At 68.9% G+C, this 13,930-nt stretch carries 11 protein-coding genes; 7 read left to right on the top strand and 4 right to left on the bottom strand.

All coding sequences use genetic code 11. The annotated features are described in order from the left end of the window. The first annotated feature begins 150 nt into the window (after positions 1–150). On the top strand, positions 151–1,602 hold the full coding sequence (locus tag ABH933_RS18190; RefSeq protein WP_429420448.1) for an NAD-dependent succinate-semialdehyde dehydrogenase: 1,452 nt from the start codon (positions 151–153) through the stop codon (positions 1,600–1,602). Between the two features lie 92 nt (positions 1,603–1,694). On the opposite strand, the gene ABH933_RS18185 is transcribed toward ABH933_RS18190, so the two are convergent. The 3 genes from ABH933_RS18185 to ABH933_RS18175 all read right to left on the bottom strand — a co-directional run bounded on the left by ABH933_RS18185 (position 1,695) and on the right by ABH933_RS18175 (position 2,857). Continuing rightward, positions 1,695–1,898: a hypothetical protein gene (locus ABH933_RS18185; RefSeq protein WP_429420450.1), complete on the bottom strand. Its 204-nt coding sequence runs from the start codon at positions 1,896–1,898 to the stop codon at positions 1,695–1,697. Positions 1,899–2,304: 406 nt separating this feature from the next. Then, positions 2,305–2,598 carry a chorismate mutase gene (locus ABH933_RS18180; protein WP_429420452.1) on the bottom strand — a complete coding sequence of 98 codons (294 nt, stop codon included), beginning with the start codon at positions 2,596–2,598 and terminating at the stop codon, positions 2,305–2,307. A gap of 118 nt (positions 2,599–2,716) precedes the next feature. After that, positions 2,717–2,857, bottom strand: coding sequence for a hypothetical protein (locus ABH933_RS18175; protein ID WP_429420454.1), 141 nt, complete (start codon positions 2,855–2,857; stop codon positions 2,717–2,719). A 265-nt stretch (positions 2,858–3,122) separates the two neighbouring features. Here ABH933_RS18175 and pcrA point away from each other — a divergent pair, with 265 nt between their 5' ends. Continuing rightward, entirely contained in the window at positions 3,123–5,585 is a 2,463-nt protein-coding gene (gene pcrA / locus ABH933_RS18170) for a DNA helicase PcrA (protein ID WP_429420863.1), read from the top strand. A 157-nt stretch (positions 5,586–5,742) separates the two neighbouring features. Here the strand turns inward: pcrA and ABH933_RS18165 are convergent, their stop codons facing one another. Further along, the gene (locus tag ABH933_RS18165; protein WP_429420456.1) at positions 5,743–6,930 is read right to left on the bottom strand and encodes a M23 family metallopeptidase; all 1,188 of its coding nucleotides are present in this window, start codon (positions 6,928–6,930) and stop codon (positions 5,743–5,745) included. Between the two features lie 525 nt (positions 6,931–7,455). Here ABH933_RS18165 and sucC point away from each other — a divergent pair. From sucC to purN, 5 genes are all read left to right on the top strand, one after another. Continuing rightward, on the top strand, positions 7,456–8,622 hold the full coding sequence (gene sucC, locus ABH933_RS18160) for an ADP-forming succinate--CoA ligase subunit beta (RefSeq protein WP_429420458.1): 1,167 nt from the start codon (positions 7,456–7,458) through the stop codon (positions 8,620–8,622). A 14-nt stretch (positions 8,623–8,636) separates the two neighbouring features. Then, the gene (gene sucD, locus ABH933_RS18155; RefSeq protein ID WP_215916336.1) at positions 8,637–9,551 is read left to right on the top strand and encodes a succinate--CoA ligase subunit alpha; all 915 of its coding nucleotides are present in this window, start codon (positions 8,637–8,639) and stop codon (positions 9,549–9,551) included. Between the two features lie 374 nt (positions 9,552–9,925). After that, complete coding sequence (locus tag ABH933_RS18150) at positions 9,926–11,005, top strand: DUF5336 domain-containing protein (RefSeq protein ID WP_429420460.1); 1,080 nt, start codon at positions 9,926–9,928, stop codon at positions 11,003–11,005. A 200-nt stretch (positions 11,006–11,205) separates the two neighbouring features. After that, positions 11,206–12,813 (top strand): cell division protein PerM, encoded by a 1,608-nt coding sequence (locus ABH933_RS18145; RefSeq protein ID WP_429420462.1) that lies wholly within the window; start codon positions 11,206–11,208, stop codon positions 12,811–12,813. Between the two features lie 476 nt (positions 12,814–13,289). After that, positions 13,290–13,919 (top strand): phosphoribosylglycinamide formyltransferase, encoded by a 630-nt coding sequence (gene purN, locus ABH933_RS18140; RefSeq protein WP_429420865.1) that lies wholly within the window; start codon positions 13,290–13,292, stop codon positions 13,917–13,919. Positions 13,920–13,930 lie beyond the last annotated feature (11 nt).

Genomic DNA, 13,930 nt, shown 5'->3' with positions numbered 1-13,930 from the left:
ACCGTCAGACACCCGGCCGCGCCCGTAAGTAGGGATGATCGTGCCGTCATCCCGGCCGACGGCAGGACCGGGGGACGGAAGCGCCCGCTTTATTGCAGCACTCATGCATCTACGGGTCGGGGGCTGGACAGGCAGGTTTAGGCTGGTCGCATGGTGTCCGAACCTGAACTTCTCGCATCCGTCCCCACCCAACTCTGGATCGGTGGCCCCGTGGCGGCCACCGGCGGTGCCACCTTTCCGGTGGAGAATCCGGCGACCGGCGAAACCCTGATCGAGGTGGCCGACGCGTCCCCCGAGGATGCGATGCGCGCCCTCGATGCCGCGGTCGCGGCGCAGGACGAGTGGGCCGCCACCCCCGCCCGGCAGCGCGGGGAGATTCTGCGCGCGGTGTACGAGCGGATCATCGAGCGCACCGAGGATTTCGCGCTGCTGATGACCCTGGAGATGGGCAAGGCGCTGCCGGAGAGCCGCAACGAGGTGCGCTATGGCGCGGAGTTCTTCCGCTGGTTCAGCGAGGAGGCGGTGCGCATCCACGGCCGCTATCAGACCGCGCCCACCGGCACCGGCCGCATCATGGTGCACAAGCAGCCGGTCGGGCCGTGCCTGGCGATCACGCCGTGGAACTTCCCGCTGGCCATGGGCACGCGCAAGATCGGCCCCGCGCTCGCGGCGGGCTGCACGATGATCGTCAAGCCCGCCTCGGCGACGCCGCTGACGATGCTGCTGCTGGCGCGGCTGTGCAGCGAGGCTGGCCTGCCCGACGGCGTGCTGTCGGTGATCACCGGCCGTCGTTCGGGCGCGATCACCGCGCCGCTGATCAACGATCCGCGGCTGCGCAAGCTGACCTTCACCGGCTCCACGGAGGTCGGCAAGAAGCTGGTCGAATCCTCCGCGCACGGGCTGCTGCGCACCTCGATGGAGCTGGGCGGCAATGCTCCCTTCGTGGTGTTCGACGACGCCGATCTCGACGCCGCTGTCGCCGGGGCCATGCTGGCCAAGTTCCGTAACGGTGGCGAGGCGTGCACCGCCGCCAACCGCATCCACGTGCAGAACTCGGTGCTGGCCGAGTTCACCGACAAGTTCGTCGCGGCCGTGCAGGGGCTCGAGCTCGGACCAGGTGCGGATCCGAAGACGACGCTGGGCCCGCTGGTCGACGATCAGCAGCTCGAGACCGTCAGCGAGCTCGTCGAGGACGCGGTCGCCAAGGGCGCGCAGGTGCGCACCGGCGGCAAGGCGCCCGGTGGCCCCGGTTACTTCTACCCGGCCACGGTGCTGTCCGACGTGCCCGCCGACTCCCGCATCCTGCGCGAGGAGGTGTTCGGCCCGGTCGCGCCCATCGTCGGCTTCGACACCGAGGAACAGGGCCTGGCCGCCGCCAACGACACCCAGTACGGCCTGGTCGCATACATCTACACGCAGAACCTGGACCGCGCGCTGCGCGTCGCCGAGGGCCTGGAGAGCGGCATGGTCGGCATCAACCGCGGCGTCATCTCCGATCCGGCCGCACCCTTCGGCGGTGTGAAGGAATCGGGCTTCGGTCGTGAGGGCGGCACCGAGGGCATCGAGGAATACCTCTCCACGAAGTACATCGCCCTGCCGTAATCGCCTGCGCGGCAACCACTCTGCAGTACATACGAGCGCGCGGTAGCGGATGATCGTGGTGGGCCCGGGCGCCCGAGCCCACCACGACCCGATCAGCTACGCGCCTCCAGCACGTCGTCGACCTCGTCGTCGCAGGCCAGCACCACCCCGGAATGCGCCGCCAGCTCCGCCAGCGTGATCTGCGTGCGAATCACCTCCCGATGAATCCGCCACACGGTCTCACCGAACTCGGCCTCTGCCTCGCCGACACGGGATTCGAGCGCCGCCACGCGGCGTTCGAGGCTCTCAGGACTCATCCGTTCTCCTCTTGGCCAGGTCCGATAGTGTTCTGGATGCTCCAACCCGGGTCCTGTCAGGGCTGTTTCGCTCTCTCCGATCGAACATGATCTGACCACCGATCAGATTTCGATCGATCCGATAAATGGCCTCGTCCAGCTCACGCACCTTTGTTTCGAGCGTGCCTGTTCGGACCTCGACCGCACCTACGCGCCGGTCGATAGTTTCCTGCCCCATAGCAACCCCCAATCATGTTGCGGCCCCAGAGATCTGGGACCGCTGCGAATGCAGCCGCCACTGTACTCACGGGGGCCGACAGGGTCGAGGGGATCGCGTGTCGAAACGCCGGTTTACACGTCGAAGACCGCCCCGGAAGAAGGCATCCGGGACGGTCTCGAGGTGAGGTGTTTCGGGCTGGAGCCCGGCTCAGCGGCCGAGGCGGCCGCGGCCCAGGCGCAGCAGCAGCATGGCGAGGGTGTGGCCCTCCTGGCCCAGCTCGCTGAAGCGCTCGAGGACCTTCATCTCGCGGGAGTGCACGAGGCGCGGTCCGCCGTTGGCCATCCGGGTGCGGCCGATGATGCGCGAAACCTCCGTGCGACGTTTGATCGCGGCGAGGATCTCGGCATCGAGACGGTCGATCTCCTTGCGGAGCTTCTCGATCTCGGCCTCGCTGCTGGGCAGTGCAGCGTCCGACCCGGTCGCGGTCGTAGAGGTATTCATACTTCATCTCCTCGTGTCAGAACCTCAGTCGGCGCACGGCCCCTACCCGTTACCGTTGAATTCCTTCACCCTGAATCCGACCCGGCGGGTCATTCATTTCCCCCCTCACACTATGCGTTCAGGCGCGTAATCGCCGACCATGACGGGGAATGTATGGCCGGATCGCGCTGGTGGTGCGTGCGAGCGTGCCTTCGGTACAGCACACCGCGCGCACGACGAAACCGTGCGCCAGCGGGGTGTAGCCGGATGCGCTGGTCATCTGGCCAGTGTGCCACGGGGTCCGAGTTCGGCAAAACGATACGAGATGAGAGTCGGCTGAAGATCACCTCGGTACGCGGAGCAAGCACGGCGAAGGGGACACGGCACTACAACCTGTCGGTGCCCGCCGGTAGCGTGGATGAACGATGGAGACCACGGTGGCTGACACGAGGCGTCCCGAGGCACGAACGGGGCAGGTAGAGGGTAATTCGGGTGACGCGGAGCGCGTTTCGCGCGCCGCGAGCGGTCCGGCGCGCGAGCGTGCCGTGGAGTCGGCCGAGCGCGCCGAGCGGCTGCTGGAGGGCCTGAACCCGCAGCAGCGGGCGGCGGTCGTGCACTCGGGCGTGCCGCTGCTCATCGTCGCGGGTGCGGGCTCGGGCAAGACCGCCGTGCTGACCAGGCGCATCGCCTACCTGCTGGCCGCCCGCGGCGTGAGTCCGGGCCAGATCCTGGCCATCACGTTCACCAACAAGGCCGCCGCCGAGATGCGCGAGCGTGTGGCCGGGCTGGTCGGCCCGCGCGCGGCCAGCATGTGGGTGTCCACCTTCCACTCCAGCTGCGTGCGCATCCTGCGCACCCAGGCCGCCCTGCTGCGTGGCCTGAATTCCAACTTCTCCATCTACGACGCCGACGATTCACGCCGGCTGCTCGCGATGATCGGCCGCGATCTCGAGCTCGACGCCAAGAAGTACACCCCGCGCCTGCTGGCCACCGCCATTTCCAACCTCAAGAACGAGCTCATCGATCCCGAGCAGGCCGCCGCCGATGCCGAGGCCGACGAGAGCCAGTTGCCCCGCATCGTCGCCCGGGTCTACGACGAGTACCAGCGCCGCCTGCGTGCGGCCAATGCGATGGATTTCGACGACCTGATCGGCGAGACGGTATCGCTGCTGCAGCGTCATCCCCAGGTTGCCGAGTACTACCGGCGCCGGTTCCGCCATGTGCTGGTCGACGAATACCAGGACACGAACCACGCGCAATACGTCCTGATCCGCGAGTTGGTCGGGCATCACGCCCCGCGTCCGGTGCTGGACGATGCCGAGGCCGGTGCCACCGCGGCCGATCCGGAGTTCGTTCCGGCCGGCCAGCCCGCGGTCGAGCCCAGCGAGCTGTGCGTCGTGGGCGACGCCGATCAGTCCATCTACGCCTTCCGCGGCGCGACCATCCGCAATATCGAGGAGTTCGAGCGCGACTTCCCCGATGCGGAAACCATTCTGCTGGAACAGAATTACCGCTCCACCCAGCACATCCTGTCCGCGGCCAACGCCGTCATCGCCCGCAACGAGGGCCGCCGCGAGAAGAAGCTGTGGACCGATTCGGGCGAGGGCGATCTGATCGTCGGCTACGTCGCGGACAACGAGCACGACGAGGCGTCGTTCGTGGCCCGCGAGATCGACCGCCTACACGATCAGGGCGAGTACAACTACGGCGATGTGGCGGTGTTCTACCGCACCAACAACAACTCCCGCGCCCTGGAGGAGATCTTCATCCGGATGGGGCTGCCGTACAAGGTGGTCGGCGGCGTGCGCTTCTATGAGCGCAAGGAGGTTCGCGATATCGTCGCCTACCTGCGGGTGCTGGAGAATCCGGACGATGCGGTGAGCCTGCGCCGGATCCTGAACACCCCTCGCCGCGGCATCGGCGATCGCGCGGAGGCGTGCGTGGCCGTGCACTCCGAGCAGCGGGGCGTCAGTTTCGGCCGGGCCCTGCGCGATGCGGCCGAGGGCAAGGTAGCGCTGCTGAACACCCGCGCCCAGCGGGCCATCGCGGGCTTCCTGGATCTGCTCGACGATATCCGCGCCGCGGGCGTGCAGGAGGATCTCGACTTCCCCGATGTGGGCACCGTCGTGGAGGCGGTGCTGGATCGCTCGGGCTATCGCGCCGAACTCGAGGCATCCGACGATCCGCAGGACGGCGCCCGCCTGGACAACCTGAACGAATTGGTCAGCGTCGCGCGCGAATTCAGCTCGGAGGCGCGCAACAGCGTGGAGGCCGCCCGGGCCGAGGGCCTGCTCCCCGAGGCCGCCGAGGGTGAACCGGATCCGGGTTCGCTGGCCGCGTTCCTCGAGCGGGTGTCGCTGGTCGCCGACACCGACCAGATCCCGGACGAGGGCGCCGGGGTGGTCACCCTGATGACCCTGCACACCGCCAAGGGCCTGGAATTCCCGGTCGTGTTCGTCACCGGCTGGGAGGACGGCCAGTTCCCGCACATGCGCGCGCTCGGCGATCCGACCGAGCTGGCCGAGGAGCGCCGCCTGGCCTATGTCGGTATCACCCGTGCGCGGCGGCGGCTGTATCTGACCCGCGCGGTGGTCCGGTCCGGCTGGGGGCAGCCGGTGTCGAATCCGGAATCGCGCTTCCTGCAGGAGATTCCGGGCCACCTGATGGACTGGCAGCGGCTCGAGCCCGCCGGGTCGCCGCTGACCAGGGGCCTGCGCCGGCGCGGCGAGGACGACGGCCTGGAACGGGACTGGACCCGCGGCGACGGCTGGGAGCGTCCCGGCGTCCGCGGTGGCGAGCGTCGTCCCGCCCCCGGCGCCGCCAAGCGCGGCGGCCCCGCCCCGGTCCTCGCGGTCGGCGACCGGGTCAACCACGACAAGTACGGCCTGGGCCGGGTGATCGCCGCGGAGGGTCTGGGTCCGCTGGCCAGCGTCACCATCGACTTCGGTACGGCGGGCAAGATCCGCCTGATCCCGCAGTACAGCAGCGGGGTGCTGGTCAAGCTGTAGACGCTCGGACATCCCGGCCGTGAGGTCGCCATCCCGGCGCACCTCGGCCGGGATTCCCGAGGGGCCCCGGCCGCGGCGCGACGAGATGACGGGATGTCGCTATGCCAGCGCGCGGGTGATCTTCAGGGCGCGGGTGATCCGGTGCCCTCTTCGGGGCTCAGTCCTCTTCGGGGCCGAGCGAGATACCGCGGCTGGCGAGCCACGGGATGGGATCGATCTTGGGCCCGCCACGGTCCCACACCTCGAAGTGGCAGTGCGGGCCGGTGGAGAAGCCGCGGTTGCCGACGGTGGCGATCTGGTCGCCCGCCATGACGTGTTGGCCGACGGAGACCGTCGCGGTGTTGACGTGCCCGTAGACCGTGATGTCGCCGTTGGCGTGCTGCAGGCGCACCCACATGCCGAATCCGGACGCCGGTCCGGCCGAGATGACGGTGCCGTCCTCGACCGCGTAGATGGGCGTCCCGATCGGGGCGGCGATGTCGACGCCGAGATGCTCCACGCCCCATCGCGCGCCGAAGCCGGAGGTGAAGAGGCCGTTGGCGAACTTCGCGAACATCGGCCGCAGCTTGGCGTTCGCCTGCGCCTGCAGGCTGGCCGCGAATTCCTGGCCGTGCTGCAGGATGTTCTGATACTGGCTCGGATCGGCGACGGGCGCGAGGTCCAGGACCTGCGGCGACTGCCCCTGGCCGGCGGCAGCGGGCGAGGTTGCCGCGATCTGGCGGATCGCGGTCGTCTGTGCATCTGCCGACGCGGTCCGGTGCGATGGGCCCTGGTGCAGTCCGGCTTGGCCGGCGGCGACCACCGCGCCCGCGGCGACCGCGACGACGGCCGCGCGACCCTTGAGCGCCGCGGGCGGTGCGGGCACGCGATGCGCGCCGGCCGCGCGGCGGGCGGCGGCCCGTCCCGTGCGTGGCGCCGGGGCTCCGAGATCGGCCAGCTTGACCGGCTCGTGGTCGGCCTCGGACATCGGGTCGTCCCAGGCATTCCAGTCCTGGTCCTCGGCGGGCCAGGCCTCGCCGGAATCCGCTGGATCCCAATGGTTCAGTACCGGATACTGCCCGGAATTCCACTGATCGTGCGCCGGATCCGGGTGTTCCTGTGCCGCATGCCATTCGGGCGGGGTCGAATTCCACGCCCCGGGTGCGGGAGCATCCCAGGTGTCGGCCTCGGGGGTGTGCCAGGCATCGGCGTGAACATCGCCGGCCGCGGCGGTCTCGGCGCCGAAGGGGCTCTCGCCCCGGGACGGGCCGCCCCCGAAAGAGGAGTGACCGTCGAATCCCTCGGCGTCTCGGTAACGCCGCGCAGGGCGCACCCGATGTCCGGGTTGAAAGAGATCGGCGCTCATCGCTGAGTACCCGAATTCAGACGGTGTGACGAGGTGAACGGGTCGCCCGCGACGCGGCTCTCTACCTGCGGAGCGCTGTGCTGCAACAAGCCTGCCGTCCTCCTGTGCCCGTCAGTGGCGGTCGTGGAACTCCAGTGCCATCCCCGTATGGGATACGCCAGGCTACCGCCTGCGGTCTCCGCATTCACGCGGTCTCGTGACCGTGTTGTGACATCGACCTCATTGACGGTAACGAAACGATTTCGACCCGGCAAGCGGTGCAGGTGATCCCGCTGCACATGTGAGATTGATCACACTAAATTGCGGGAATATGTGAACTTTCGATGTCCGGCCGACAAGCTACCCGTGAGTAGGTGTGGCCAGGCGTTTTTCCTCCCGGATGCGAGCCCGTGACCTGCGCCACTTAGGCTGTATGCGGCTGATTTCCCGTCGCTGTCAGTGATTAGAGTCCGATCCGACCCGCCCAGGTACGACGGGCCACCAACCAAGTCGTTGTCACCACAACGCAGACGAGACGGTGAGTACATGGATCTCTTCGAATATCAGGCGAAGGAGCTCTTCGTGAAGCACGGAGTGCCCTCGTCGGAAGGCCGGGTCACGGACTCGGCCGAGGATGCGCGTGCGATCGCGACCGAAATCGGTAAGCCGGTCATGATCAAGTCCCAGGTCAAGGTCGGCGGCCGCGGCAAGGCCGGTGGCGTGAAGTACGCCGCGACCCCCGAGGACGCCTTCACCCACGCCCAGAACATCCTGGGTCTGGACATCAAGGGGCACATCACCAAGAAGATCCTGGTGGCCGAGGCCAAGGACATCGCGGAGGAGTACTACATCTCCTTCCTGCTGGACCGGTCCAACCGCACCTACCTGGCGATGTGCTCGGTCGAGGGCGGCATGGAGATCGAAGAGGTCGCCGCCACCAAGCCCGACCGCCTGGCCAAGGTGCCCGTCGACGCGGTCAAGGGCGTCGACCTGGCCTTCGCCCGCTCGATCGCCGAGCAGGGCCACCTGCCCGCCGACATCCTGGACACCGCCGCGGTCACCATCCAGAAGCTGTGGGAGGTGTTCATCGGTGAGGACGCCACCCTGGTCGAGGTGAACCCGCTGGTCCGCACCCCCGAGAACGAGATCCTGGCCCTCGACGGCAAGGTCACCCTCGACGAGAACGCCGAGTTCCGCCACCAGGAGCACGCGGAGTTCGCCGACAAGGACGCGACCGACCCGCTCGAGCTCAAGGCCAAGCAGCACGACCTCAACTACGTCAAGCTCGACGGCCAGGTCGGCATCATCGGCAACGGCGCGGGCCTGGTCATGTCGACCCTGGACGTGGTCGCCTACGCCGGTGAGAACCACGACGGTGTCAAGCCCGCGAACTTCCTGGACATCGGCGGCGGCGCCTCGGCCGAGGTGATGGCCAACGGCCTGGACGTCATCCTGAACGACGCACAGGTCAAGAGCGTGTTCGTGAACGTCTTCGGTGGCATCACCGCCTGTGACGCGGTGGCCAACGGCATCGTCAAGGCACTGGAGATCCTGGGCAGCGAGGCCAACAAGCCGCTGGTCGTGCGCCTGGACGGCAACAAGGTCGACGAGGGCCGCCAGATCCTCGTCGAGGCGAACCACCCGCTGGTGACGCTGGCGCAGACAATGGACGAGGGCGCCGACAAGGCCGCCGAACTGGCCGCGGCCAAGTAAGGAAAAGCAGGGCAATGTCTATCTTCCTCAACAAGGATTCCAAGGTCATCGTCCAGGGCATCACCGGCGGCGAGGGCACCAAGCACACCGCGCTGATGCTCAAGGCCGGCACCAAGGTCCTCGGCGGCGTCAACGCGCGCAAGGCCGGGACCACCGTCAAGCACACCGACAAGGACGGCAACCCCGTCGAGCTGCCGGTGTTCGCGACCGTCGCCGAGGCGATGGAGAAGACCGGCGCGGACGTCTCGATCGCGTTCGTGCCCCCGGCGTTCTCCAAGGACGCCATCATCGAGGCCATCGACGCCGAGATCCCGCTGCTGGTCGTCATCACCGAGGGCATCCCGGTGCAGGACAGCGCCTACGCGTGGGCCTACAACGTGGACAAGGGCGCCAAGACCCGCATCATCGGCCCGAACTGCCCCGGCATCATCACCCCGGGCGAGTCGCTGGTCGGCATCACACCGAACAACATCACCGGCAAGGGCCCGATCGGACTGGTCTCCAAGTCCGGCACGCTGACCTACCAGATGATGTACGAGCTGCGCGATTTCGGCTTCTCCACCGCCATCGGCATCGGCGGCGACCCGGTCATCGGCACCACCCACATCGACGCCATCGAGGCGTTCGAGAAGGACCCGGAGACCAAGGTCATCGTGATGATCGGCGAGATCGGCGGCGACGCCGAGGAGCGCGCCGCGGCCTACATCAAGGCCAACGTGACCAAGCCGGTCGTCGGCTACGTCGCGGGCTTCACCGCGCCCGAGGGCAAGACCATGGGCCACGCGGGCGCGATCGTGTCCGGTTCGGCCGGTACCGCCGCGGCGAAGAAGGAAGCGCTGGAGGCCGCGGGCGTGAAGGTCGGCAAGACGCCGTCCGAGACCGCCGCGCTGGCCCGCGAGATCCTGGAGAAGGCCAGCATCACCGCCTGAGCTCGGCTGTCCCGCCTCTCCGAGATTTCAGCGTGCCGCTGCGTGCCGCGAGATTTGCTTGTCGGGCCGGCGGTTGACGGCCCACTCCTGGTGGGCCCGTCCCCGGTGAGTTACCCGTGTGCTTACGAGATCAGTTGTTGCGTGGGCACAGCTTCGGCGAGTGCAGGATCGGGATATCTCTGCTGAAGGCCGCCTTCCGAATTGGGAAGGCGGCCTTCGGCCTTTCCGGTGTGTGCCGCAGGATCCGGGCCGTTCACCTGGTGTATCGCGCACACCGAGCGGTATGCGTTGGCAGTGACCCGGGCGCTCTGGTGCAGTAGCGTCAGGAGGGCATCCAGTTGTGAAGACGAAGGATCCGACAAGGAGACGACAACATGTCCTACCCGTCCGGGGGCTCCGGGTACAACCAGCCCGCGACGCCCTCCTCCGCACCAAGCTTCCCCCCGCAACCGGGTAGCTCCACCGGTGCCGCGGCAGGCACCCCGGGATCGAGTGCCTCGGGGCCGTCCGCCCTCGCCGGGTCCTCGAACGGCGCGGGCCTGCCGCTCTATCTCACGGTCGGTGTCGCGGTACTGGGCGTCATCAACTTCTTTCTGGGCTTCACGCCCCACATCACCGAGAACAGCCAGGACGTCGGCATGGGTGTGCACACCCAGGAGGTCACCCGGACCTTCTTCGCCTTCCCGGGTGGCGCGGCGCCGCTGATCGTGCTGCTGGCCGGTGGTCTGCTGGCGGCCATTTCGCTACTGCCGAAACAGAATTGGCTCGGTGCCTCGGCGGCCGCGTCGGCGGCCGGTTTCCTGGGACTGTTATTCGTCTCGTTCACCATGCCCGACGGATACAGCGCCGCATGGGGTACCTGGGTGGTCGTCTTCCTGGGGCTGGTGCAGGCCGCGGCGGCGGTGGCGTCGGTGCTGTTCGAGAGCGGGTTCGTGGCGGTGCCCGAGCCGAAACCGGCCGCGCCGCAGGCGCCCCCGCAGGGCGGCTACGGCACTCAGGGTGGCTACGGCCAGCAGCCCTACTCCCAGAGCCAGCCGAGTCAGCCCGCCGCGTACGGGCAGTACGGCCAGCAGCCCTCCTACGGTCAGAACCCGCAGGCCCCGTCGCCTTACGGCCAGTCCGGCCAGCAGTATCCGCAGTACGGGCAGCAGGCGCAGTCGCCGTACGGCCAGTCCGGCTACGGGCAGCAGTACGGTGCGCAGCCAGGGTACGGCGCGCAGCAGCGCCCGGGTACCTCGGATGCGCCCGGCGACGCGGGTGCCACGCAGCACATCGGCGGCGGCGCGCAGCAGCAATACGGTTCGCCCAGCTACGGCCAGCAGGGCGCGAGCTCCGCGAATCCGTCCGCCCCGGCGGCAACGCCCAAGCCCGCCAATCCGTTCGGCGAGGAGCAGACCTCCAACCCGGCCGCGGATGCCACTCGGGCATTCCGTCCGGGCGAGGACGACAAGTAATCCCAGGTCGCCGAAATCCGTCGGTGAGTCGGGCGTTCCCCATACGGCGCGCCTGACTCCCCGCCGCGGCGGAAGGTGCCACGCTGGGGTGTCGTGGGCGAGCGTCACCAGCGTGTATCAGGCCGTATCCCGGCAAAGCCCGGCGGGCCGGTCGAGCGTCACCTCCGGCCGGGCCATCCGAACGACGGGGGAGCGAGATCGTGAAGGCATCTCCGATCCGCTGGGATCCCCGCAACGCGCGGTCGCCGCAGGTCGATCCGGACCACGATCCCGGGCCCGAGGACAACCTCTTCCTCTCGCCGAGCCCCGAGCGCGCCCGGGTGCTGCTCATCGTCGCGGCCCGGGCGACCAGTTTCACTGTCGTGATCATCGTGGCGCTGGTGATTCTCACGCTGCTCGCCGCCAACAGCACCATGACCGGGGCCTCGGGCGCGATTGCCGCGGGTTGGCTTGCGGTGCACCAGGTTCCGCTCGTTGTCGGCAAGACCACACTGAGCCTGCTGCCGCTGGCGCCCACGGGGCTGGTGCTGTGGCTGACCGCCCGCGACTGCGCCCGCGCGGTCGAATCCGACTCCTCGGGTACGGATCTGGGCTGGATTCTGGGCGCCGCACTGTCGGGTCCGCTGCTGGTCACCGCGGTGTGCCTGGCCGTGGCCGACGATGCGTCGTCGGTCGTCGCGCTGCAGCCGCCGCAGGCCTTGGCCGCCTTCGCGTGGGTGGTCGGGCTGCATCTGCTGGCCGCCGTCGCCGGTATCGCGAGCCGCCCGAATCCACTGCGGGACCGGTTGCTGGCGGAACTCCCGCCGTGGGCCGCGCCCGCGGCCCGGGCGGCCCGGCGCACGGTGCGGCGCCTGCTGCTGGGCGGACTGCTGGTCACCGTGGTCTCGTTCCTGGTGCACTGGTCCCGAATCGGCGACACCTACCGCGCGGCGGGCAATATCGGCGGCGTGTTCGGCCTGACGCTGCTGTCGCTGGCCTATCTGCCGAACACGGTGATCGGCGCGGCGGCCGTGCTGGTCGGCGCCGACGTGCACATCGGCGCGGGCGGGCTGAGCGTGTTCTCCATCGCCAGCGCGCCGGTGCCGGCACTGCCGGTGCTGGCCGCGGTGCCCGCCGGTCCGGCCGCTGTGTGGTGGCCGGTGCTGCTGCTGGCACCCGCCGCCGTCGGTGTGCTCGCCGGCATGGAGTGCGCCCGCGAGTCCGGCGACCAGGCCCGCCGCCCGTGGGCAACGCTGAGCGCCGCGGGCCTGACCGCGCTGGCGATGCTGGTGGCCGGGGGGATCGCCGGCGGCACGGTCGGCTCCTTCGGCGACATCGGGCCCGGCATGTTCACCTTCGCCGGGCTGACCCTGCTGTGGCTGGCGATCCCCGGATATGTCGGCCTGCTGTGCACGCGGTGGTTCCTGCCCGCACCGGTGGGCGGTCGGCGGGTCGGCGAATACTCGGACAACGTCGACGAATACGACGACGATTACGACCGCGACTACGCGGAAGACGAGTACGCGGAAGACGAATACGACGACGAGTACGACTACGCCGACGACGAGTATGCGGACACCGACGAGGGCTACGACGACGATTACGCCGACCCCGACCGTCCTTACGCTGACGACGATTACGGCTACGACGATTACGACCCACACAACGCCTCCGACCCCGCCACGATCGATGGCGAACTCGTCGAGGAACAGCCCGCCCTCGGCACTCGTCATAGGGTCGGCGGCAGAGCCAACGAGACCGACGACATTCTCGACGCCGAAGTGGTCGAGACCGACCCTCAGGGCCGTGGTGAGGCGGAGGGTCGTTAGGTGTCGACATTCTCGCCACCGGGGTGGGTCGGGACAGTCGATCAACCCGACCCGCCGGGCAGCGGTGAGGCGGACCGTCGTTGGGTTGCGGCGGATCTGGCGGACTGTGGTGAGGCTGGCCGATCGTCGGGTTGCGGTATTGCGGCGAACCGTGAGTTGCGGGGTCGGCCACGCTCGCGAGCGGCACGGGCGCTGCTGGACCGAAGCGATTTCCGACGCCGAAGTGGTGGAGGCGGACCTGCCGGAAGGTGGTGAGGTGGGAGGTCGTTAGGCTCTAGGGCGGCGGTCCTCGCATCCGCCGCAATCCTGCAGTCCCGACGCACAGGGAGTAGAGCGCTGACGACCCCGCCCGCCCAGTTGGTGCCCGCGGCCGTGCCCGCGAACCCGCGGCCCGCACCGGCGGGCCCGAAGGAGGCGGCTTGCGTAACCACGTAGGGGACGCTGGGCCGACGGAGCTTGCGGAGCCGGCGGGGTGGGTGAGCTCGGCGCCCTCGGAAGCGCCGCGATCAACTATTGTCGTGCTCGCCTCGGGCACCGGGTCGCTGCTGCGTTCGCTGATCGCGGCGACCGCCGAGCCGGGGTATCCGGCACGGGTGGCCGCCGTCGGTGTCGACCGGGTCTGTGCGGCAACCGATCACGCGGATGCCGCCGGTATCGAGCACTTCCGGGTCGCGCTGGGCGACCACCCCGATCGCGCCGCCTGGGATGCCGCGCTGACGGCCGCGGTCGCGGCGTACGAGCCGGATCTGGTGGTGTCGGCGGGGTTCATGAAGATTCTCGGCCCGGTCTTTCTGGCGCGGTTCGGCGGCCGGATCATCAACACCCACCCCGCCCTGCTGCCCTCGTTCCCGGGTGCGCACGGGGTGCGTGACGCGCTCGACTACGGGGTGCGGGTGACGGGCTCGACCGTGCATCTGGTGGACGCGGGCGTGGACACCGGGCCGATCCTGGCGCAGGAGGCGGTCGCGGTGCTGCCCGGCGATGATGAGGACACCCTGCACGAGCGGATCAAGGTTGTCGAACGGCGGTTGCTGGCGCAGGTCGTCGCGGCCGTCGCGGCGCGAGGCATTGTCTCCGATGGACGAAAGGCAGTTATCCCAGAATGAGCGAGTTGTAC

It is taken from the genome of Nocardia sp. GP40 (assembly GCF_050434125.1).
Taxonomy (GTDB): Bacteria; Actinomycetota; Actinomycetes; order Mycobacteriales; family Mycobacteriaceae; genus Nocardia; species Nocardia albiluteola.
The sequence above is the reverse complement of the archived record's forward strand: the minus strand, read 5'-3'. Positions and strand labels throughout refer to the sequence as shown.

Excerpts from the sequence above, each read along its gene's own strand:
- ABH933_RS18190 (WP_429420448.1), top strand. The coding sequence starts at position 151 with ATGGTGTCCGAACCTGAACTTCTCGCATCCGTCCCCACCCAACTCTGG.
- ABH933_RS18185 (WP_429420450.1), bottom strand. The coding sequence starts at position 1,898 with ATGAGTCCTGAGAGCCTCGAACGCCGCGTGGCGGCGCTCGAATCCCGT.
- ABH933_RS18180 (WP_429420452.1), bottom strand. The coding sequence starts at position 2,598 with ATGAATACCTCTACGACCGCGACCGGGTCGGACGCTGCACTGCCCAGC.
- ABH933_RS18175 (WP_429420454.1), bottom strand. The coding sequence starts at position 2,857 with ATGACCAGCGCATCCGGCTACACCCCGCTGGCGCACGGTTTCGTCGTG.
- ABH933_RS18165 (WP_429420456.1), bottom strand. The coding sequence starts at position 6,930 with ATGAGCGCCGATCTCTTTCAACCCGGACATCGGGTGCGCCCTGCGCGG.
- sucC (WP_429420458.1), top strand. The coding sequence starts at position 7,456 with ATGGATCTCTTCGAATATCAGGCGAAGGAGCTCTTCGTGAAGCACGGA.
- sucD (WP_215916336.1), top strand. The coding sequence starts at position 8,637 with ATGTCTATCTTCCTCAACAAGGATTCCAAGGTCATCGTCCAGGGCATC.
- ABH933_RS18150 (WP_429420460.1), top strand. The coding sequence starts at position 9,926 with ATGTCCTACCCGTCCGGGGGCTCCGGGTACAACCAGCCCGCGACGCCC.